Origin of the sequence: Butyrivibrio sp. NC3005 (genome assembly GCF_000424545.1) — a bacterium.
GTDB lineage: Bacteria > Bacillota > Clostridia > Lachnospirales > Lachnospiraceae > Butyrivibrio.
The window spans coordinates 69081-93483 of sequence record NZ_AUKC01000007.1 but is presented as its reverse complement, the minus strand read 5'-3'; the positions used below and the strand labels follow the sequence as shown (position 1 = coordinate 93483).

19 protein-coding genes are annotated in these 24403 nt (G+C 34.6%); 2 read left to right on the top strand and 17 right to left on the bottom strand.

What is annotated here, in order from left to right:
* Positions 1-13: 13 nt before the first annotated feature.
* The 17 genes from G634_RS0103460 to G634_RS0103375 form a co-directional block, all read right to left on the bottom strand.
* Positions 14-760, bottom strand: coding sequence for a prealbumin-like fold domain-containing protein (locus G634_RS0103460; RefSeq protein ID WP_026504119.1), 747 nt, complete (start codon positions 758-760; stop codon positions 14-16).
* Positions 750-1631: a glucose-1-phosphate thymidylyltransferase RfbA gene (gene rfbA / locus G634_RS0103455; RefSeq protein WP_026504118.1), complete on the bottom strand. Its 882-nt coding sequence runs from the start codon at positions 1629-1631 to the stop codon at positions 750-752. The genes G634_RS0103460 and rfbA overlap by 11 nt, the downstream gene beginning before the upstream one ends.
* 37 nt (positions 1632-1668) lie before the next feature.
* Positions 1669-5388, bottom strand: a complete 3720-nt coding sequence (locus G634_RS20125) for a GH25 family lysozyme (protein ID WP_051233656.1) — start codon at positions 5386-5388, stop codon at positions 1669-1671.
* Positions 5389-5491: 103 nt separating this feature from the next.
* A complete protein-coding gene (locus tag G634_RS0103440) occupies positions 5492-5830 on the bottom strand; it encodes a multidrug ABC transporter (RefSeq protein WP_026504117.1) in 339 nt (112 codons plus the stop codon).
* The gene (locus G634_RS0103435; RefSeq protein WP_026504116.1) at positions 5827-6216 is read right to left on the bottom strand and encodes a hypothetical protein; all 390 of its coding nucleotides are present in this window, start codon (positions 6214-6216) and stop codon (positions 5827-5829) included. The genes G634_RS0103440 and G634_RS0103435 overlap by 4 nt, the downstream gene beginning before the upstream one ends.
* A complete protein-coding gene (locus tag G634_RS17830; protein ID WP_035798727.1) occupies positions 6200-7453 on the bottom strand; it encodes a hypothetical protein in 1254 nt (417 codons plus the stop codon). The genes G634_RS0103435 and G634_RS17830 overlap by 17 nt, the downstream gene beginning before the upstream one ends.
* Positions 7454-7584: 131 nt before the next feature.
* Complete coding sequence (locus G634_RS0103425; RefSeq protein ID WP_026504115.1) at positions 7585-8361, bottom strand: hypothetical protein; 777 nt, start codon at positions 8359-8361, stop codon at positions 7585-7587.
* A 9-nt stretch (positions 8362-8370) separates the two neighbouring features.
* Entirely contained in the window at positions 8371-9564 is a 1194-nt protein-coding gene (locus tag G634_RS0103420; protein ID WP_026504114.1) for a DUF6077 domain-containing protein, read from the bottom strand.
* Positions 9565-9764: 200 nt separating this feature from the next.
* Complete coding sequence (locus G634_RS0103415) at positions 9765-10952, bottom strand: lipopolysaccharide biosynthesis protein (RefSeq protein ID WP_026504113.1); 1188 nt, start codon at positions 10950-10952, stop codon at positions 9765-9767.
* A gap of 67 nt (positions 10953-11019) precedes the next feature.
* Positions 11020-12099, bottom strand: coding sequence for a CDP-glucose 4,6-dehydratase (gene rfbG / locus G634_RS0103410; protein WP_026504112.1), 1080 nt, complete (start codon positions 12097-12099; stop codon positions 11020-11022).
* Positions 12100-12123: 24 nt separating this feature from the next.
* Positions 12124-13062 carry a glycosyltransferase family 2 protein gene (locus G634_RS0103405; RefSeq protein WP_026504111.1) on the bottom strand — a complete coding sequence of 313 codons (939 nt, stop codon included), beginning with the start codon at positions 13060-13062 and terminating at the stop codon, positions 12124-12126.
* A gap of 61 nt (positions 13063-13123) precedes the next feature.
* On the bottom strand, positions 13124-15052 hold the full coding sequence (locus tag G634_RS0103400) for a thiamine pyrophosphate-binding protein (RefSeq protein WP_026504110.1): 1929 nt from the start codon (positions 15050-15052) through the stop codon (positions 13124-13126).
* Positions 15053-15294: 242 nt separating this feature from the next.
* On the bottom strand, positions 15295-15630 hold the full coding sequence (locus G634_RS0103395; RefSeq protein ID WP_026504109.1) for a hypothetical protein: 336 nt from the start codon (positions 15628-15630) through the stop codon (positions 15295-15297).
* Positions 15631-16009: 379 nt separating this feature from the next.
* Entirely contained in the window at positions 16010-17761 is a 1752-nt protein-coding gene (locus G634_RS0103390) for a DUF6020 family protein (protein WP_026504108.1), read from the bottom strand.
* A gap of 13 nt (positions 17762-17774) precedes the next feature.
* Positions 17775-18719 carry an NAD-dependent epimerase/dehydratase family protein gene (locus tag G634_RS17825; RefSeq protein WP_051233655.1) on the bottom strand — a complete coding sequence of 315 codons (945 nt, stop codon included), beginning with the start codon at positions 18717-18719 and terminating at the stop codon, positions 17775-17777.
* 220 nt (positions 18720-18939) lie between these two features.
* Complete coding sequence (locus G634_RS0103380) at positions 18940-20013, bottom strand: glycosyltransferase family 2 protein (RefSeq protein WP_026504107.1); 1074 nt, start codon at positions 20011-20013, stop codon at positions 18940-18942.
* 136 nt (positions 20014-20149) lie between these two features.
* Entirely contained in the window at positions 20150-21607 is a 1458-nt protein-coding gene (locus tag G634_RS0103375; protein ID WP_026504106.1) for a glycosyltransferase, read from the bottom strand.
* A 521-nt stretch (positions 21608-22128) separates the two neighbouring features.
* Here G634_RS0103375 and G634_RS0103370 point away from each other — a divergent pair.
* Together G634_RS0103370 and fliD are read left to right on the top strand one after the other, a co-directional pair.
* On the top strand, positions 22129-22770 hold the full coding sequence (locus tag G634_RS0103370) for an orotate phosphoribosyltransferase (protein WP_026504105.1): 642 nt from the start codon (positions 22129-22131) through the stop codon (positions 22768-22770).
* Positions 22771-23027: 257 nt separating this feature from the next.
* The gene (fliD, locus tag G634_RS0103365) at positions 23028-24329 is read left to right on the top strand and encodes a flagellar filament capping protein FliD (protein WP_026504104.1); all 1302 of its coding nucleotides are present in this window, start codon (positions 23028-23030) and stop codon (positions 24327-24329) included.
* Positions 24330-24403: the final 74 nt, after the last annotated feature.

Below are 24403 nucleotides of genomic sequence, written 5' to 3'. Positions count from 1 at the left end.
GTATCTTTCTAATTCATTTTTTAGTCGTAGCACCAGAATCACTTGTAATAGCTCCCGATGACACGTCTGTCATTTCAAGTCTTGACGAACGACCTGAAGCTCCCTTTATCGAACTGTCATCAGATGATTCTTTTGATGCGCTTGTAGAGGACACACTTTCATCATTACTTTCTAAAGCTGTAGTAGCACTTACACTGCTACTTGCAGCTGAAAGTGACACACTTGACTCAGTAATGTTAACATTTACAGGTGAAAGCGGGATATGATACCCATCACGTGGCTGTAATGTTAATACGTAATTTCCTTTTTCCAAATCAGAAATAAGGATTTGTCCATTCTGGTCATCATCTGAATAGATTGCAGGATGAGATTCTTCTTCATCCCTTTTTTGAAGCATAACTGCAAAGGGCGTACCCGTTTCAAGGCCTCCCCTTGCATTCTTTATGCTTATCCTTATCTGACCTGCGCCAGCCTTAACATCCATATAAAGACCTGTTACGTCTTCAACATGAATGCTGGCGAGAGCATCAGGTTCATCAAAAAAATTCTTCTTTGCCATAAAACCATGCATATTATTACCGATAGGCTCACCTATATCAATAGATGAAACGAAGGCTGAATCCAAACTTGCTTCATCAGAACTTTTTATGCCCAAAAAAGCATTTATCTTATCGGCATTAACTGCATATACAATTACCAAGATGAGAGCCATAAGGCTCACAAAAACTGCAACTGCCAGTCGTATGACTTTAGAGTCCATTTGCTACCTCAACAAGATATTTACCATAATTGGTTTTCATTAACGGTTCCGCGAGCTTTAAAAGCTGCTCCTTGTCAATAAATCCTCTCTTGTAAGCAATTTCCTCAATGCAGGAAATATACAAGCCCTGACGCTTCTGGAATGCTGCCACAAAATCTGCTGCATCTAAAAGTGCATCATGATTTCCTGTATCAAGCCATGCAAAACCACGTCCCATAGTCTCAACATAGAGCGCTCCATTGCTCAAATACTCATTATTAATACTTGTAATTTCAATCTCTCCACGTGCACTTGGCTTAACGTTACGAGCGATTTCTACAACATCATTATCATAGAAATAAAGTCCTGGTACAGCAAAATTTGACTTTGGTTTCTCAGGCTTTTCTTCAATAGAAATAGCTCTTCCCTCACTATCAAATTCAACAACACCATATTCTCTTGGATCTCTTACATAATAACCAAAAATAGTGGCACCACTCTTTGGTTTATTATGTCTCTCATAAACCTTTCCAAGCAGATGAGTGAAGCTCTGTCCATAGAAAATATTATCTCCAAGAACCAATGCTACAGAATCCTGTCCGATGAAATCTGCTCCAATAATGAACGCATCAGCAAGTCCTCTTGGCTGTTCCTGAACTGCATAACTCATTGAAAGTCCAAGCTGACTTCCATCTCCAAATAATTCTTTAAATGCTGAAATATCTCTAGGAGTTGAGATAATAAGAACTTCTCTTATTCCTGCCAACATAAGTGTTGACAATGGATAATAAATCATCGGCTTATCATAAACAGGCATAATCTGCTTTGAAACAGCCTTTGTGAGTGGATAAAGTCTTGTGCCGGATCCACCGGCAAGTATAATACCTTTCATTACTAATATAACCCCTTTCGGTTCATTATTCAATTTATTAAAAATTCATATATGAAATATTCATATCAACTCTGCCAGATATTCCTCTAACATTACCACTAGAAGTGTACTGCCACATATCATATCTTGTTGCTGTATATGTTGGAGTAGCTCTGTACTGTGCAAGCCAAATTTTATATCCTGTAAGACTTGATGTACTAATTCTGCTGCTAAGCCATGTCTTATTGGCATAAATACCTGTTCTGTATCCTCTGTTAGCAATAGTTGCGCAAAAAGCCTTGCAGACTGCAGTCCTAGTAGCAGTACTAATAGAATCTGCTCTTCCGCCTGAACCTTCAACATCCAAGTATACTCCACATGGAAGCGAGTGACCTTTTACAAGTTCCAATACCATTGAAGCTTCTTCTACAGCTTCAACATCACTTGTAGCCTGTGTAAAGAAATACACACCAACCTTCAATCCTGCACTTGTTGCACCATTTATGTTGGCTCTAAATTTCGGATCCTGAATCAGTGCGCCTGACGAAGAACCTCGATATCCGCATCTGATTATAACATAAGATACACCAGAATTCTTTACTTGTGACCAATCTATGTTACCATTCCATTTCGAAACGTCAATACCTAACACACCAGAACCATTAGAAAGTCTTCCGTCACTTCCAAATGTATACTTGGCTCCCTGAATTACCTGTTCACCTGTTACAGGATTGCCGTTTTTATCAAAATAATAGGTATAACCATCTATAGTCTGCCATCCAGTGTATTTGTAGTTTTTTCCTTCTGTCTGTACAAAGAACTTTTTAGCTGTATCGTAATCTGCTGTAGTTGCAGGTCTAAAACCGCCATTTCCATCAGATACATAAACCGTTCTTCCATCTTTTGTTGTAAGAGGAGCGGTACCGTCCTTTACAGTGATAGTACACTTAGCATTTACATTTGCATCTTCAACAAGACTTGCAACTATATCAACAGTACCTGCTTTAAGTGCTGTAACAAGACCTTTTTCATTAACCTGAGCAATTGAAGCATCTGAACTTGCCCACTTAACATTTGCTGTCTTTGCTCCAGTAACTTTAACTTTAAGCTGAAGTGTTTTTCCAGCAAGAAGGACTGATTTCTGTGAAGTAATTTCAAGCTTAACATTACTGTTTGTAACTGTTATTTGTAATGTTTTTTCTGTTTTATCAGCAAACCTAACAGTAATTTTGGCAGCTCCCTGTTTAAGGCCTCTTATTGCAGCTGTTAATCCGTTTGGTTTAATTTCAACAACCGACGGATCAGAAGTCGCCCATACAACCGTCTTATCCTTTAAGTCGGTTGTTGCAGTTGCAGTAATTGTTTCACCAACTTTTATACTGGAAGCTGATAATTTCAGGCTATCTTTTCCCTGAGTACTAGCTGTTGACGCAGACGAACTTGATGCAGTTACTTTTACTGTACAAGTTCTTGTAATTCCTCCATTAAAAGTAGCTGTAATTGTAGCTGTTCCAGCCTTAATCGCTGTTATTGTACCATCTGCAGCTACTGTTGCGATAGAATTATCAGAGGATGAAAATGACACATTATTCTTTGGATCTGTTGTAGAAGCAGATATCTTATGTGTCTTTCCTGCTTCAATTGTGACACCACTTTCGCTTACCTTATATTCATACTCTTTAACTTCATGCTTTGTTGTACCGCCAGTTGAACTAGATGTTGTTCCTCCTGTTGAAGCGTTGCTTGTACCACCTGTTGAACTGGATGTTGTTCCTCCTGCTGAGGAATTATTTGTTTCTCCTGTTCCTGAATTATTTCCTCCGCTTGAAGAATTTGTATTCTCTTTTCCAGAATTATTTCCTTCACCATTTTCTGTACCATTGTTTTCAGTGGAAGGTGCCGGAGTATCTGTCTGCTGAGAATTATTATCAGTTGTTTCAGTAGGAAGTGCATTATCAACAGCAGACATCTTCTTAATCTTTGAATTTATTATCATTGAAGAATTAGGATCTTTAATATTGCTCTTATTAACTTCTTCATAAGATACTGTTCCATTTGAACCAATTTCTGTCTTTGTAGATTCAACCCACTCAACTGTATCTTTGTTAACAGACTCTACTACAGTCTTCTGTACCTGTGTATCTTCTTTGGCAACGTTAACTTCTGCCTCTGTTTTAACTTCATCATGAACATCAACTTCCTGATATGCAATAGTTTCCTTGACATTAATAGTCTGAGGCTTGGTATCGATTGTATAGTCAGCATACTTATCTGCATCTAGCGGCTTTAATGTTACTTTATAGTTTCCTGAAGGAATATCATAATGGTAGATTATACCATCTGTATTCTCATCTTTCCAATTGCTTACTTTACCATCAGGGTAACTTACCTCAACTTCAAACGGAACCTTGGAAACAAGTCTTGATGTTTTTGCATTAATAAACTTAATCTTAAGGTCCTGCTTGATACTGGAAAGAGTCATCTTAACATTTACACCTTTTTCTTCTTCCGCAGTAGTACTTTCGGTTGCTGCACTTGACGCTTCCTGCGCCGTGTTATCTACAACCATCTTCTTAGCCGCCTGAGCATCTGATACTGCTACAAGACCATCTTCGCCAATCATAGTAAGGCCTTCAACCTGCGAGCCAATATTTCCGAAAGAAGCAATCTCATTCGCTTTAGCTCTGCTCTGAATAAAGACAGATCCCATAGTAACTATCATTATTACAATTAAAAGTCCAATCACAAGAGATACTCTCTCAAGTGATGTCTTATTTGCAAGAAATGACTTCTTCATCTTTCTAGAAGAACTTGCAGCCTTTCGCCTATTTTTATAACTGCCCGAAGATTTTCTGTTTCCAGAAACAGGTACAGCTTTCTCTCTAGTATCACTTTTCTTGTCGTTATTTACTACACTTTTTGAGCTAAAAGACTTTTCCTGGCCTCTCTTAACTTTGCTCGATACCTTATTATTTAATTCGCTTGGTCTTAAAAGATCATCATAATCATCTTTTTCAACAAAAGAAAATGTATTATCAAAATCGTCTTCAAAATCGTAGTTTTCGTTATCGCTAAAAGAATCTTTGGGGCTGTTTACATTTTCATGAATTTCTTCATAATCATTTGATTCATAAGACTCATCTTCATAATACTTGTCATCATCAATCAAATCTTCATATCTGTCATCTTGAGCCGATTCCTCTTCATATGAATCATCCTCATATATATCATCTTGAGCCGATTCTGATTCATATTCATCATACAAATCCTCTTCATATGAATCTTCTTTTTGTTCGTCAAATTCATCTGAATTATCCAGATCATAGATTTCATCGTTATCTTCATAATTTTCTGTATCTTCATAATCTTCCTGATACGTTTCTTTTACGTTTTCATCGGGAAAATGAAGATCATCATATGTCTTATCAAAGTTGCCTTCAAAGTCATCTAAACCAGATGTTTCTAACATTTCATCAATTTCTTCATCATTGGCAACTCCTAAAGTCATTGATGCCTGCTCGATATATTTATCTTTTTGAACTTCAACCTGCCTTGCACCTGCTGACTCCACAGCATCTAGAATTCCATTAAGATGCTCTGGCTCCAATGTTTCAGACTCAATATCAAAAGCTTTTTCTTTCTTATAATTTACTGTTTTTTTGGAAGCAACACTCTTAGAAACACTTGCATCTTTCCTCTTTGTATGTTTTTCGTGAAATTCCTTTTTCTTATACCTCGGAACACTCTTTGTTCCAAATATACTATGATGTTTTTTCATTTTTTCCTCCACGTTTTTTGGTTACTATTTACCTGCAATCACTCATAAACAGCAACAATTTGGAACTATTATTTAAAAGTTTGCCACAAAAAATCATTGACTGTTATACACTATAAAAAACAAAAATTCCGGCAAGCAACACAGCCATACCTATTATTTTTCGCAGCGTTATTTTTTCATCAAAAAACAAACGTGATAATAGCATTACTATTACATAACCTATAGGTTCTATAACAACGACCTGCATATAATCAAGTCCGCTGTAGCAAACAACTGCTACAACCATTGAAATACCCAGCATAAGATAACCTGCTATTACCAAAACATTTAAATACTCTTTAATAATACTATCATACTTTTTCGCGGAACTTTTCTTCAAAAGAATTTGTGAAAAAGATGCAATAAGCTGACCAATCAGCGCAAGAATCAGATAAATATTCATTTAAGTTCCTCCTCCTGCTCTTTAGTCTTACCTGTACCATTTAAAATAATTGTTCCAGCAATAACAAGCAATACTCCAAGTATTTTTTTTATAGTTACTGCCTCATGAAACAAAAATGTACTCCATAAAAGTGACCATAACAAAGTTAACGCTTTGTTGGCATAAGCAATTGATAACTCGAATTTTTTTATCATCTGCTGCCAAAAAATTGCATATACTCCAAGAATTGCCACTTCAATAAACATAAGCCCAAGAGTTTGAATATCAAAAACTCCATTTTCTTTTAATGAAATTCCAACATATTTACCAACAACGGTATTAACACTGTAAATCACAACCGCCAGTTGCAATAAAGCCAGATCTACTAGATTAATTCTTTTCTTCATTTCCTTTATCTTTATCCTTATTAAAAACTATATATGCGAAATGATATGCCACATACTGTCTGGCTTTAGGTGCCAAATGCTTACTATCTGTCAAATATTCCTTATAATTGTCTGTTGTGATAAATCCGTCATAGTTATCTATCATAGTAACATTCTCTGACTCACACGCCTGAACAAGTCTTCCGAAATAGTCAACAAGTGTTCCATTACCAATTGAATACAAATCTCCGTTTTCATCGCTGCCTTCACTACTTGAAGCTCTGCAATATGTAAATGTATTCATTACAATGCGAACTTTAGGATATGCTTTATGGATATTTTGCATACCATCAATAAGTGCGCCAAGATATGTATATGTATTAAAAGTATGTTCGCCTTGAACAACTGCCGCACCACCTGCAGATACATCGTCAGGTGCATATAACATACGATTCTTCAAATAATCGCTTCCATCATACATAATACAGATTGTACCAACCTTTGACATATCTACACTTTTAAGCGTATCCAGCCCCTTTACATATGCATCTCCCATATTTGACGCAAGGCTTTCCATCTCAGAGTAATCGCCTGTTGAAATCGCCTTCGCCACCTTGGAAAAGGAAAAGAAATCTGCTGGATCAACATTTCCATCTGCTCCAGGAATGCTAAGAGCTACTGTGGTTTCTGGAAAAGAAGCATTATATACCTTGACATTAGTGTTATTCTCTATCATTTTGGCAAGTGAAGTATCGTTATCTCTATCATCAGAAAAAACATCATTGCCTATGCAAAGAATATCTGTTGCACCTTCCTGGGATATGAGTTCTCCGTTCTCATCATGTGGTAAAAGCACAATGTCTTCAGCATCTAAACTTATTTCAGGAGTATAATTTGGATCATATTCAAGTTTTATCCCCCCGAACTGAAACTTCCAAAAAATTACAACAAATAAAAGTATAAAAGCCAATATAACCAAAAGAAGAATTGTTTGAAGAGATATCTTTTTCTTTCGTCTATTTGGCATCCTTCCAGCCGATTCAAAAGAAGATCTTGATAAAGTCTTTTTTACTCTTCCATTCTCAGAATTTCTTGAAATGTTCTCTCTTTTCTGATTATATCTTGAACTGTTTTCTCTGGATATTTTTCTTTCCCCATTACTTTCTGAAGGTGCTTTCCTTGACATATTTTGCCTGCCACTTCTTTCGCCATCAATTATTCTATTTCTATTATCCCTATTTCCCGTATTATTTTCCAAAATCTATCTCCCAACTTAAGTAGTACAAATGTAATACGCGTTACCATTTTCTTGTCTTCATAACAACGCAGTAACAAACACACTACCTTTTATTTTATCACACAAGTCAACGTTACTATGCTAAATGCTTGTTACTGTTCAGCTTTAAGATCCTTATAAATTGAATATCCATCCATCTGAGCTATTAATGCTAATCCTTCTTCCTGAGGGTCTATATCTGTTGGAATGCTCATATTCAAGATAACATACATGCATTTACTTTCTCTCGTAGTTTTTACAAGATCTCTAATCTTATAGCCATCATCTGATGTAACGTTCATCTGCTCGCATACTGGATTCCAATAATCCCACTGTGCTTCAACATAATCTCTTCCGTATGGCATCATAATATTGGTATTGTACTGTCTCACAAAGTATACAAGTTCTGGTGGAAAAGCTGCTCTTATCCTAGGCTCGCCTTCATTAGGCTCTATTAAATTGCAGATATGTATTACAGCATTCGGAATATGAAATTTATTCTCAGCCAGAGTAATATACTTACTCCTGTATACAAGCGATGCTTTGCTGCATACTATAATAGCAAGTACCGCAGCTGCAATTCCGATTCTTCTTTTACCATAAAAAATAATACAGGCTGCGTATGCTATTACACACCCCATCGGAAAAAGCCATAACATTCTATAATAAGTTCCATCTTCCATTCCGACTTTTTCGAAAATCATCCTTGTTAATGGAAAGAAAAAAATAACAATATAAACAACTGGAAACAAACCTAGTATAAGCTTTTTATATATACTTTTTTCTTTTATTAAAATATAAACAGCTGCAGCTATTGCAAGAAAAGGTAGTATTCCTTTTCCACAATATGCAAAAAACGTATCTATGTTAGATAAAAAATATGTTTTCATGCTCCTCCACTATTTCATAGCCAAATACATTCCAATATATATAACATTAGGCACAATGGTAACAATCGACTTAAATATTATGGAAAACTTTCTGTAGGAAAGTGCTATTAACATAGCTAAAATCATAATAAGAATCGATCCAAACATAACTCCCATTGAGCTAAAAGTTCCCGAAACCATATTATTCAAAGTAAGAATCATCCATGGTGCAATGCTGCCTGTAATTCGCTCATACCTGTAATCCTGTGCAATCCACAAAAAAATCCAGATAATAATTGGGATTGTGATATTACCAAGCATTGCCTTTCCCTGCCATGTTCTAGTAAGAAAAAAAGTCTCGCTAGTATTAATCGAAGTATTTCCAAACATCATAAATACAGCCATTATTATCATAAACATAGGCAGCATATCATTTTTTCTTCTAAAAAGGAGTCTTCCTATTTCCATATAAATCATATATGTAAACGGTATCAAAAATGCAGGTAAAATCGTATGTGACACGATTGTAGCATGTACCTTGCACATAGATGAGATGTACGCAATCCACATAGTAATAACTGCAAACGCATGTCTGATTTCCAGCGCTGTCGAACTTCCTGTATAGGGAAGAATTGTATTCATAACGTCTGCCTGATATGCCAAAACAGATTCAACTACGTAATACGCATCATCACCATCGAATGAAGCAAAAAACACCCCCATGCCTACTTGCAAAAGAAGTATAGCAAAAAATACCCCCCATAAGATCTTGGATTCCTTGGAGTAGCGCTGTTTTTTGTCAAAAACACAGTCTAGAGGACTTAAGTAATCTTCTGCAGCAGGATGCGATTCTCCCGGAAAAACTGCTTCAAGCCTATGTTTAATTGCTCTGTAATTAAAACCTTTTATTTCAAAAGCCAAAATATTCTTTTTGGTTTCCTTATGAACCACTAAAATCGCATAGCTTACTCCAAGCGCAAATAAAATCATCTGTACTGAAGCATTAATAAGCCTGCAGTATTCGAATGCATCATACATAATAAGCAACATACAAGGAATTGCAATAATTTCAAAGACTGCTATTGTTGTCAAAAATCCACATATATATGTTATAAAAACACTTCTTTTACTCTTTGGAAGTAAACTTCCCGGAAGTATACCTATTCCAAGCGGAACTGCTATAAGCCAGAATAGTATACGAATTAAAGTTACAATATTTCCCATCTTTACCTCTTTTTATAGAAAATAATAAGTCATAGATTTTTGTTTTATATAATTTGTTCAAATAACAAAAAATAGGTTATTGTTTTCATCAGTAAAATCCAAAACTGTACCAGACCAACATTTGTCGTTAAGACAAATGTTGTCCTGCAAATCAGGATTCTTGCTGATGATTATCCTAAATCTCAGCAGAAGTCATTCTTTCAAGATACTTTTTCCATAGCTGTCAACGATTTTTGTCCAAAAATAAATACTAACAGAAAACGTGCAATATTAACAGTCAAAAGTCCATATGCAATTCCATATAATCCGAACCAAAAAGTTGCAGGAACAACAATTATCATAAACAAGACAAAATATATAAGATTTATTAAAAACTGACACTTTTCCTTTGTAAAGTTAAGCACGATAACCATTAATGAACCTGAAATAAAATAAAATACCTGCCCTGCATTTGCAAGCAAAAAATATGGCTTTGCCATCCCATAAACATCTGGATAAAGCGTATGAACAAACAGTTCCGAAACTATACTTGTACAAATACTGCCAATAATAGCTATTATAAATGCTGTTATTGTAATAAGTCTGAACACTTTTTTACTGAACGAAACCTTATACCTTGTCAAATAACTAATAATAATACCATTTAAAGGTGTTGTTACCATTGCGACAATCTTCCCGATTAACGATGCGGTATAAAAACAGGTGACAGCTTCATCTCCAACAAAAGTTCCTGTAAGTATTCTGTCTGCATACATAACAGGTGAAGCTAAAAGATTCGCAAATGAAAGTACAAAACAGGACTTTACATTTTCACACGAAGAATCAGATTTTTCAAAGAAAGGTTTTTTATATATGCTTCCAGACAAAACAGTAAACATAACTGCTAGGATTTCCCCTAAAAAAATAGTAAAATACCAACTGCCTGTGTATGGAAAAACTGCAATTCCTACAAGATTGCCCAGTGCAATACATAAATAAAAAATAAAATATTTTTGGAACGAAATAGTCATACGATACTCAACATCGCTATAATAACGCATGACTGTTATTCCAATAAGCACTGACAATAACAAAGTCTCTACTACAACATTTTCTGTTTTACTAAGACTCTTCCCCATCATGATAACAACTGATGACAAAGCAATTGAAACACAAAATATTAAACTCAGAAAAACATTATAATCTCCATTTTTCTGAGTTCTTATCCTGCTTGCAACCATTCTGGAATAGCTTGCCCCGGAACCAAAACTTGTTCCCATAATAGATGTTATTGCTATAAAAAACTGCGCTGTTCCGAATTCTTTAACTCCTATATAACTCTCCAGTTTAGGATTTACTATAAGCTGCAAAATACCATTATAGACAAGCAACGCTGCAATAGAAAACAAAAAATCTCTTGATGCTTTTTTTATTATCGTTTTTTTCTCTGATTTGAAATTTTTTTTTTCAAAATACTCATAAATTCAAAAAATCCTCAATCTGTCTATTCATACAATCTCTGACATCACCGTTTTGCTGCCAAACCTTAGTAAAACATATGATATTCTTCATAGTATCTTCAAGATGGATACGCGGTTTCCACGAAAAAGTGTTCTTAATGTGCGTAGTATCCAGTTTTAAAAATGAAGCTTCGTGAGGGCCATTATTATTCTCGCATACATAGCCTATATTACTATTGTTTTCTAAATTCCACTGCCTGCAAAAAGTTTCAACAAGTTTTCTTGTATTGACTGTGTCTTCATCATCAGGACCTATATTGTATGAACCAGAAAACGACTTTTCTTCATACTGCATAGCCGCAATCATAAGATAAGCATAAACTGGTTCCAACACAAACTGATAAGGACGAATAGAATTAGGGTTTCTGATTACTATATCCTTGCCGGAAATTGCAGAACGAACGCAATCAGGGATTATCCTGTCTTTGGCAAAATCTCCTCCGCCGATAACATTTCCAGCTCTTAGTGTCGATATTGCAACACTATACTTTCCATCTTGTTCAAAAAAAGAATCTCTATAGGATTTAGTTGCCAGTTCGCTACAAGATTTAGAATTTGAATAAGGATCAAATCCAAATAGTTCATCATTCTCACGATATCCCCACTCCCACTCGTTGTTTTTATAAACCTTATCAGTTGTTACATTTACGAAAGATTTTACGCTTTTTGTCTTTCTTACACACTCAAGAACATTTACCGTTCCCATAACATTCGTCTCAAATGTCATAACCGGTTCTTCATAAGAAGTCCTAACAATTGGCTGTGCTGCCATATGAATCACAATTTCAGGCTCATATCTGTTAAAAACATCCATAAGCTTGTCTAAATCTCTGATATCACCTCTAACATCAACTATATCATCTGAAATCTTAGCAATATCAAAAAGAGAAGGACTTGTTGGAACATCATTTGAGTATCCTATTATTTTTGCATTCTGCATTAAAAGCATAAGACACATCCATGAACCTTTAAAACCTGTATGTCCTGTTATCAGTACTTTTTTTCCTTTATAAAAAGACATATCAAATGTTTTCATAAAAACCTCACTCTTAAACTATTGTCAGAAATTGATTCGTTTCTCCTCTACTACCAATGGCCTATGAATTGTTCTTGTGTTTATATTGAGAATATATTCTCCCATTAGTCCTATGAAAAAAAGCTCTATAGACATAAAGAAGAACAAACCTACTATAAGCGGAGCCTGCCCAGCATCAAATCCATACCAATTGGTAAGCTTCATAAAAAGGTAGACAACCGCAACTCCAAAGGATAATAATGAACAAATAAAACCTACAATTGTTGCAAGTCTTAGTCCGACCTTCGTATAAGAAGTTATACTCAGCATCGCTGCATCATATAAAGTATAAAAATTATTATGAGTTTTTCCTGCTCTTCTTTTTGGTTGTTCGTATGGAATAAGCTTAAGATTAAATCCAGATCCATATTCTGCCACAATACCTCTTATAAAAGGAACAGGATCATTCAAATTTCTTAAAAGCTGGATAAAAGTCTTATCATAAAGTCCAAACCCAGTAAAGTGCTCAATCATCTGAGTACTTGACATATTCTTTATAAGCTTGTAATACGCCGTTCTAAGAAGATAAATAAAGCCATTCTCTCTGCTGGATGTCTTTACACCGCTTACTATTCTGTGCCCTTTTTCCCATTCATGGACAAAAACTGTTATCATCTCCACTGGATCCTGAAAATCGGCACATATTGGAATAACGCAATCACCATCAAGTGCACACATTCCATAAAATGGAGAATTAAACTGTCCGAAATTAGTAACATTAAAAATAGCTTTTATTTTGGGATTCGAAGCACATATTGCTTCAATCTTATCTCTAGTTCCATCTGTAGATGCATTGTCTATAAATGCAATTTCATAATCGTACTCCGGCAAAGAAGTCGTTATCTCCTTTTCCACAGCGCTACTTATTGCTTCAACATTTTCTACTTCGTTGAAACAAGGTATAAGTATACTTATTTTTTTCATAAACCCTTCTCTAATCTTAGTCTTTTTACTGCCAAATTTATAATAGCTTCAAACATTAATATCAATCAGTTATAACCATATTTGCCAAATGTTCTTTGCTTGACAAAAACGGTTTCAAATCATCAAGCATAGGAGAGACAAGTGTGCCATCATCAAGTTTCTTTGTAGCAGACTTTGGTTCAAAGAACTGATCTGTCGAACACATTATCTCACATATAGCATAACCTTGCGTTTCAATAGTCTTACTTATTATATCCTGAAGATTTTTGTTATTATCACAACAAAAATATGGATATCCATAAGCTGCTGCAAGTTTCTTCAATTCAGGAAAAGATAGTCCACCACTTTCTTTTCCTATTCCAACAAAATTCTTCTCGAACAGGTTAGTCTGTGTCTGCCTTATCGAATGATATCCATCGTTATTGATAACAAATATCTTGATATCCAGATCATTAGTAACAATCGTCTGTAGTTCCTGCAAATTCATTTGAATACTACCATCGCCTGTTATAAGAACCGTACTTTTATTTTTACCTTCCTTATGGTCGGCCAAAAAAGCCCCTATTGCGGCAGGGAGTCCATATCCCATTGAAGCCATAGCAGAATTGATAATAAACCTTTGTCCTTTTTTTATGTAAAAAGACTGACTTCCTACAACACAGGCTGATCCATTGGAAACCACAATAGTCTGATTCTGTGGTAAAGCCTTTCCCAACTCGTTGAAAAAAGCATATACATTTACTTTTTCTATTTCTGCGTAATGCTTATCTGTAACAACTGGATACTCTTTTTTCCAAAAGCTACACAAATCCCTCCAATTATCAGGGCGCTTCTTAACCCCCTCTGCACAATCAGTAACAACTGTTTGTGAATCGTACAAGAAAACTTTTCCTTTATCCTTTAGATAAATATCAAGCCTATCATCAAGCTTTTGCAAAAAATCTTTTGCATCTGCCCAAATTGGCATTTCAACATGAATCGTAGGTTTATACAATTCATATCTGTCTACATCAACATCTATTACAAACGAATTCTTCGCCCAATTCTTCCAGTTATACCCAACCTGCCTTATTGAAAGCCTGTTCCCTATTGCAATACACAAATCAGAATTCTCAACAGCAAAATTACCTGCTCTATCACCCATCATACCGCCTCTGCCAACATACAATGGATGTTCATTCCATATTTCATCTATACTGTCCCATCCTGTAACAATTGGAACACCTAGTTTATCTATCACTTTAATAAAAATATCATGCGCTCCGGAAAGTCTTATTCCGTTACCGGCATACAAAACAGGTCTTTTAGCACCAGCTATTCTCTCAATTACCTTATCTATATCGTTCTCTGACACCAATGGACATTTACAGTCTGACGGAATATCTTTCTCGTTTCTATAGGTAACTTCCTGCAAAAAATTAGAAGAATTATCAAAAAAAGATTCAAGTTTATCAGTATCAATATATGTTCCCTGAATATTAACAGGAATATCAATCCATACAGGACCTTTTCTTCCAGTTTCCGCTATATAATAGGCTTTCTCAAGTTCATAACGAATCAGCGAAGCATCTTTAATCATTACTGCATATTTAGTCATTTTCTTAACTGCAGATACTATATCAAACTCCTGATCACCAAGGCTTCTTAGAGGTAGCCCTGTGCTTACAACAGTGTTATCCAATCTAACTTGACCACTTATTACCATCATTGGAATAGAATCCAAATAAGCACCTGCCACACCTGTCAGCGCATTTATACCACCAGGACCTGTTGTAACGCATACACATGCCATCTCTTTGCTAAGCCTTGCATAGCTTTCCGCTGCTATTGCACATGCCTGCTCATGATGATTGAAGGTAAGTTTCAAAGATTTCTCTCTACCAAAGCTGTCATCAAGGTGCATCGCACCACCGCCTACCACCATAAATACACGATGAATTCCTCGTTCTGCCAGAAAGGCAGCAACATAATCTGAACATTTGATCTTCATGACCTAAATGTATCTCCCACCATAAAAATTTCTAGATTTTTGGAAACTAATTCCAAAAACCACGCAGTACTCTTAACTAAATGTATCATAACATATAAGATAGTATTTATATAGTACGAGTTTCGTAAGAAACCAAAATAAAAACCCCTATATATTAAACTCATAAACAGTTTAATATATAGAGGCTTCTACTACTCATATTCTAAACATGATCATATTCACATTTAATCTTAATATGATAATCAATCTGCCTGATATTTCTCAAGCTCAGAAAAATCACTCATCATTTCAAGAATCTTCTTACGACCAGGCTTGTTAAGCTTAATATACTGCTGCATCACACGATTCTCAATAATCATGTTGCCAAGATCCTTTGATCCTTCAAGTGGTGTGAAATCAATAGGATTGAGGTTGAGTTTATCACACATACGAATAACTGTACCATAAGCCATTCCTTCAATTCCACGATCCAAAGCAGTTACAAGTGTACTATATGGAATAGACATATCAATTGCAAACTGTCTTACGCTCTTATACTGTGCTAGAATCTCTTTCTTTAATATTTCTGCCTTTGTCATGATGCTTTCCTCCTAAAACTAAAACAAAATGCTTTATTATATTCATACTGCTTAATTGAATATTTAAAAATATATCTGGCAATAATCGTGAAATAAATCAAAATTGTTGTCTGACTTAACTTAATTCTGCGTTTTCTACGCACATCAGTAACAAAGTATAATGCATAAACTTTTTTTCGACAACCCCAAAATGTGTAAAATTTCTGTGAAACGATGTAGAATTATTATACGCTTTTTTATGAATTTTATAAAAATGCCCAAATAATGCGGTTTCATAACATAGCCGCAAAATAAGCCTTTTTAGCCTTTTTATAAGTTTTATACACAAAATACACTTTTTTACCAAAAAAATTTTGTAACATTTTAACAAGCATTTCTTTTAGGCAACTTTGCGTGTTTCTAGAAACGTTATTACGAAAACAGGTGTCGTCATAACTATAGGCAGCATATATCTAAATTCTGTTGATATAGGAGTCGCTATCAGAAGCGTTGCTATTATCATAAAAGGAAGAAGTATTACAATAATATTTCCTCTAAACTCTCTATTAGAAAGCATCAAATAAAGTAGAACAAGCACCCCCCAGGTATAGGTACACATAGAAAAAAGCAGGCTATACAAAGGAATAAAATCTCCAAACTTAAGCATAAGCTCATGTGTTTTTACTACAACTTTTCCTGAAATCAAAGGTTTTCTATACAATCCAGCTTCATTTGCAATAACACCTTCAATAGTACCAACTTCATAGTCCTGATCATAGAACCAAATTCCCTTTGTTAAATCGACAAAAGCCTGAAGATAAGAACCAGGATGCTTTACCCCAAGCCTAAGCCACAATTCAAAATAATCTTTTTTGTGATTTATAAGATAATCTTCATTCCCTGCTCTTACCAATTCCTTCATACCATCAGCAAGATCTTTCCTATACATAACAGGAACTCCATCAAGATTCATGATTTTTTCAAGAAGTTCTCTATCACGATTATCAAGCTCATGCCCATTTGTAATCGTTCTTCCAATCTGTTGGAGCGGAACACAGCAAGATTCTACAAAATCAGGCTGAATAACATTCATCTTGTCCATAATGAATACTTTTGTGAATGTACTTATAAATAAAGCTGCAAGCACACTCAAAAAAACTACTTTTCTACTTCTAAATCTATATATAAGAAAAGGCACAAAAATAATATATGCATAATAACCATTACTTCTAAACAAAGAAAATAGAATACACAAAAACGTGAAAAAAATCCATAGTTTTTTTGAATTTTTATTATTTTTTTCTTCGATTATTATTCTCGCCAAAACAGACAATAGCATCATAGTAATCGCTGAAAACATTGTATCCTTGGTTATATACACAGAAAATACACCATTAAACGGTATAAATGCATACAAAAAAGTAATTACATGGCAAAGTTTTTTCTTCACTCCAAGTCTAATAAGTGTCACACACAAAAAGGCTTCTGACAATGCAAGAAATACCATCTGGAAAGCTGTATAAAACGAAAATGCCACATTTATATCATCAGAAAAAAAGCTTCCTATTTTTGTAAAAAATGCAATGCAAAGCGTATGTGCAATTGGATGATGATTAGACCATCTTGATATTCCAACCACCTGATAGAACTGATTAATACCATCAGGAGATATTATTCCCGGATATTCATACAGAAAATAAGGAATATATGCAAGTAAAATCACTGCAAAATAGATAAAAAACAGCTTCTTTTCGCACTTATTATCGCTGTCAGAATTTTTTTCAAATATGCCGGAAATTCTCTTCTTATAAATAAGTTCACTCTCTATAAAAAGAAGCGTATTCTCAAAGAAAATAAGCATGCCACCTGCAATTAAAATACATATGATAATCCTGAATGCTTTGTTACTATAACGACTTACATATGATTCAAAGCCTCCCAAAAGGACCATAATACTGAAAACAGCCGCAAACAGTCTTCTTAGCTTTATTCTAGAATCAGAAAGCTTTGTCCTGTTTTCTTTTTTATTCCACCTAAAAAAAGCATATACAAATCCAAATATAGCAACTTCCCAAATATTCCTCATTCCTACAAACAGAACAAGGGATAACGCCCATCCGCTAATAAAAGTTTCCAACAATAATGAACACATAATTTTTCCTTCTTTAATCTCTAAATTTCAAATGATTTTCAATACTTTCTTCAAAGCTTACTTCTTGTTCAAAACCTGTATCATTCACAAGCTTTGAAATATCAGGAACTAGATTTACAAAAGGATTGGCATCATCTCCAAAGTTTATCCTGCCCTTTTTTCCATTTTTTTGAGAAATATAGATTTCTGCCATCTTCACATAGTTCATAAGCGGCATAGAAACATTTCCTGCAACATTGTAAATTTCACCATCTTTTCCTTTTTCGCACAACAGCCTAAGCGCTCTAGCTGCATCTTTTGCGTCAAGATAGTTCCACATCTGTTTTCCTGAAGAAAGATTTATTTCTTTCCCAGACAAAAGATTGTCTATAAGCATAGGAAACATTCTTCCATCAGGTTCGAAACTACCTATAAGACTGAAAATTCTAGTCCAGATCCACTCAATTCCATACTGCCTTGCAAGCTCTCTTGAAAGATACATAGCACTTGTTTTGCAACTCCCATAAGCATTCTCAGGCCTTGGCATACAGTCTTCTTTCTGAATTTTATAAAAATATCCATATTCTGCCTGTGAACCAGTTGCAATGAATCTATCAACCTGAAGCTCTTTGCAAATATTTATTGCAGTAAGAGTTTCTTCTATATTTATTTTCTGTTTTTCAAAATCATTTCTTTCTCCCCCCCACATTAAATGGAAAAAGGCCTTAAACCTAATATCTTCATCAAAAATTTCAGGAAACCTTTCTGATATCTCTTCTGGCAGCCTTGAAAACTCATTCATCTCCAAAGGAAAGATATGAAGATTTTCAGACTCAATATCTTCTAATCTTTTATTATGCGCAGAAAACGGCCTAACCTGCGCAAAAACTTCATAACCATTTTCCAATAATTCTTTCACAAGATTAATCCCCAAAAAACCCGCTGCGCCACTAACTATTACACAAACTCTTTCATTCATAAATACTCCTGTTATTTTAATAATAGAATAATTAATCTATTTTAACATCTGATACTCTTTATCCAAAAATTCTCACTTATACTAGTATACATTTTTTCTAATTTCTTTATATATTCTAAAGTATAGGCATTCTCGAAATATTTTTTCAGTGAATTTGTTTTATCACAAAAGATTTGTTATTTAAAATGTGGATTTGGACATCATGTCCAAATCCACATTTTCATCGAATCACAGAGATTCTTTTTATAGCAGGAGGATAATTACCGCATTTTGTATAGTACTCAATTGCTTTTTGAGGCTCATTCATACTTTCATATATAAGCCCTATATTGTAATTAGCTGCGTAACTGTTTACACCATCAATTGAATAATTGTTCATCTTAGTAGCTTTTTCGAATTGTTTGATAGCTTCCTGAAAACGGGCATTATTCATATAGATTAAACCCATGAGGAATACAAAATCTGCTCTGTTATTATATATATCGTACAGATTTTCAAGCGAAAGAGCTTTATCGTATTGTTTTAAATCGAGGAGACAAAATCCATAGCTTTCAACCATCTCATGTACATAGGTATGCGACGGGTTAACATTCATTGATAACCCCAGGTCAAAATAGTGTGCCGCAAGTGCCGGATCATTCATAGCTACGTAGCATTTTCCCATTTGAAAATAAATATATGGCGAAGGTCCTTCGATACTCAAACTTTCCTGCAAGAGTGTTAAATCTCTTTCAGCTTTTTGCTTACGCATACCTGTGTTTTTAAATCCATCGTGATAAAACGTCAATGGCACTTCAAAATAGTTTAAATTATCGTTTGTTGTTGGAACTGTTGATTTATCGAAAGCTTCAATATGTTCTTGTACATTTCCTTGATAGGAATAATAATTTCTGTCATAAAGTCGAGCAAGAAATTCGTGTTTTTTTTGCTGGACATCATTTCCAGGATATGGACTAATACGATTTATAAGTCCAATTTCTTTTGGGTGATCCTTTATGACTTCTCTTAGTCTAATCAGGTTGGCAAGAACAAGATATTCATCACAATCAACCTGAAGTATCCAGTCATTTGAAGCTCGGGAGACACAGAAATTTCTAGCTGCTGAAAAGTCATCACACCAATCAAAATGATAGATATGATCTGTATATTGACTTGCTATTTCAACTGTTTTATCTGTTGAACCAGTATCTGTCAAGATGATCTCGCATTGGAGTGGAGTTATGGCACGAAGACATTTTTGTATGTTTTTTTCTTCGTTTTTTGCAATAATACAGATGGATACTTTATTTGACATGTAAGCATGTTCTCCCTTAGTACATCAGTAATTTAAATTGCTTTCACAGGGCAATTTATCGTTATTCTATAATTATTATATAACAGGAGTGCTTATGATTGAAAGAGTTTATGTAATAGTTGGTGGTACTGCAGTCTTAGTAAAAAATCTCTCCGCCATCTTTCAAATATTTTTTTATTTTTTCTTCAAATGCCTTAGGATTTTCTGTGTTTTGAATACTATCATGAACAAATATAACATCAAAAAAGTTCTCTGGATAATCCCACTCACCTTTTTCTATATTGCAAGAAGTAATATTCCCCATTCTTTTACCAATACCAGCTACAAGTGCAAAATTCTCTACTCCGAATACTTTTGCATTAGGGAATCTATAGGCTACTGCTGATAGAAAAGCCCCCATTCCGCACCCTATCTCAAGAAGAGTAAAAGAATCCGTCTCCAGATACATTCCAGAAAGCTTTTCCAGCATATTCTCATCAAAAGATATATAAGACCATATATCAAATCCCCATTTCTTCTGGAATTTTTCTCTACCTATCTCTATTAGACTTACTGAATTATCCTTTTTCTTTTGACTGTTATCAAAAGACTTACCATCATTTTCTCCTCCAACGTGATAGACAAAAGCATTGTGACACAAAACCAGTCTAAAACCAGCTTTTGCTAATCTAATCCCAAGATCATCGTCTTCAAAATATGCAGGAGAAAAATATTCATCTAACAATTCGCTATTGTCTGCTTTCTTATTTATTGACACAATATCCGCAGCTATTCTTTTTATAAGTACGCAAAATCCAGTAAGCCTTGTTCTATCTTCTAGAGCCCTATCTATAAAAAGATTTATCTTACAACTCTTTTCTATAGCCTTTTTAATACGCATCGAAATATCAGGATTATTTCTTACTGATAAATCTTCCTGTAGTTTCTCTGAAACAATCTGTAAAAGAGCATTATTAGACACAGCTCCACTTGCCCCAATCTCAGGTGATTCATATAAAGCCATTCTAAGAAAAAATAACGAATTAGGCATAAGCACAGCATCATTGTTTAAAAGTAAAATATCATTCTCTTTTTTGGCAATATTAAATCCCTGGTTACAACCATAAGAAAAACCCATATTTTCATCATTTTTAATAAACTTAATATCATCTTGCACCGAAAGAAATTCTGTAACCTCGTCAGTAGACTTATTATCCACTACAATAACTTCACTATTAGAACCGCCAATATTAGCGAACCTATAAATTGCCTCGAGATTTTCTTTCATGATATCAAGATTATTATAAGACAGGATAATAATGGACGTCCCGTGAACGCAAAATCCCGGTTCCTTTTCCATCTTATTTTTTTCCTGCTCTATTATTCGATAATCATCCTCGTTGTCACACAAAAAAAGAGCATGCTCAAAGCACAAGAAAGCCGTATTACAGTTAAATACCTCCTCCATAAGTCCATACATATAATAAAATTCGTAATTATCAATCGATGTTAAAAGCCCCCTATTAATCGCCTTTTTCTCATTCACAGTGTCAAAAATCGACTCATAATAAGATGCTTCTTCAAGGATTTTATCAATATCTGACTTTACATTCATTTTTTCCTCCACATTATTCATCAAAAACTATAGATTTTTGTCACTGCGTTCCAAAAACTACGCAAACTGGCCATTAAAAAAGGCGTCGCCTTGGACCAGTTTGCCACTTGACTTTTGTTCTCACGAAACTCGCAGTAAATGCGAGTTTCTGAATGAAGTTGACAAAAAAGTTATACTTTATTGTTTTGAATACTTAGTAGATTAGTTTTACTGGCTTGTAATATTTCATGAGCAGAACTGTTTATAAACGTTGGTACTTGTGCGCTGTTTTTTAGCGCATTACGTACCACTACGTTTATAATCAAGCGAAAGCGTGTCTGCGACGAAATATACAAACAGTAAAACGGACTATTATAGAAACAATAAAGTATAGTTTTTGCCACTTTCTCTACATTTAGTATACCCTATTTTTCAAAAAAATATTGTTGTAAAAGCGTTAATGAGTTAATATATTATTATAACTGTTTGTTTTTGCATTAACGGTGGCAACAATTTTATTTCCAGAATAGGAGACAAATAAAATGTTGAATTACACAAAGATTATTTCGAAGACGCATCCAGACATCACTCTCAAAGTTATCAAAGGACATTTCGTAACACCAAATTCACATATCAATTATTATATCGATATGACGACAATGAAAACTCGTCAAAGCGAAGCAAGAGCTGTTGCGCACGCACTTGCACATGATTATGTTGCTACTACAATTGTAGATACTATTATCTGCATGGATGGAACTGAAGTTATAGGTGCATATTTGGCTGATGAACTTACCAAAGCAGGTGTTATGTCCATGAACCAGCACAAAACAATTTACGTAGTTACCCCTGAATATGATCAACTTGGACAGATGATATTCAGAGACAATATGAAAATGATGCTGGACAAAAAGAACGTACTTCTCCTTCTTGCTTCCATGACTACAGGTAAAACTGTTTCCAGAGCAATAGATGGAATCAAGTACTATGGTGGTTTCATTTCAGGTGTTTCTGCAATATTTTCAGCAGGAAACAAAGTTGCCGGATATGATATTCACAGCCTATATTCCAAGGCAGATATTCCTGATTATGCTTCCTATAGTCATGACAACTGTAAGCTTTGTCAGGAAGGCGCAAAAGTTGATGCTATCTGTAATGGTTTTGGCTATTCTGAAATTGGTTAATTTTATCAAACTACTTAAGGGTATCGCTTTATGGCGGTATCCTTTTTTATTGTTTTTTAATTATCATATTTTTACTAAAAACATTGATATTATATCGTTAATGTGATAATATATTTTCAAGATAATATCGATTGCCGATGCCCAACAGTAGTCTACGCAAGGATGCGTAGTGCGGATGTGGATAAGTAACTACTTCTCCACGGGTTATGATTCAATATAATCCGATCTGTTTATCAAGGAAGAAAGGAGGGCACGTCATGGCAAATATAATCATGAGTGGTGTTTATAACCACTTTTTGACGACTTATGCGTCACCAGATACAAGCAAATCTGATACACATAAACGAAACGAACTTCGTGATATTTATAAGTCCATAGTGCGAATCAACAAAGATGCACCTCTTTATCTTCTAAAACGGGATTGTGACATTGAAGAAAGTGCTGTAGCACTAAAAGAACATACAAGAAAATTCCGCAACAGTCTATGTATGCTTGAAAATGAAGAAACAGATGGATTCTGTCAGAAAGTAGCTATTGCATCTGATGAAGAAGCAATAAATGTCACATATATCGGTAATAACAAGGATGATGTTCCAGACTTATCTCTCGAAATTAAGAAATTAGCATTGCCGCAAATAAACACTGGAAAGTTCCTACCTAGTGACTCGCTTGATATTCAGGAAGGGAGTTACTACTTTAATGCGCGCATAGAAAACAACAATTTTGAATTTCAGTTTTCCATTAACAATCAGGATACAAACTCTACAATGGTAGAAAGAATAGCAAGATTAATAAACAAGGCAAATGTTTCACTATCGGCTAATGTCCTGACAGACGAAGACAACAACTGTGCAATAGAGATTAGCTCCAATGCAACAGGCAATCCTGAAAATGGACAGCTCCTTAGGTTTGATATTCATGATTCACTTAATAGTCCAAGACACGGAATCGTCCCGCATTTCGGACTAGATAATGTAAGTCAGGCTCCTTCAAATGCCATATTCATAGTTAATGGATCAGAACATAATAGTCCAACTAATCATTTTACACTCGGCAATGTATTCGAAGTAGAACTAAAAAAAGAAACTGAAGGCCCCCCAATTACAATAGGATTAAAATCTGATCACAATACTATAATAAAGAATAGTGAAAAGTTAAAAGATAACTATAACGATTTTGTTGATAATTTAGAGAATCTGACAACAAATTCAAAGGGAAAAGTAGACTGTTCTAAGATTATTTCAGGTTTGAATGCCAACTTCGTTTTAGAAAAAGAACCTTTGAATAAATTAGGCCTCACTATGAATGAAAAAGGCAAAATGAACATCGAGAAAGCGGTTATGAGTGAATTCATCTCAGATTCCAGTGATCCGAAAGAAACACTAAAACCTCTTCGAGATTTCACCAATGTATTAAAGAACTACACTACAGAAATAATGCTTGACCCTATGAAATACACCAACAGACCTATTGTAAATTATAAAAATCCAGGGCATGGTACAATAACCCCATATATAACAAGTGAGTATTCTGGAATGATGTTTAATTATTACTGCTAAAAGAGAGTTGCACAACCGGCAACTCTCTTTTTCATTATTCTATAATCTTGTTCTAATAAGTACATCTAGAGCTT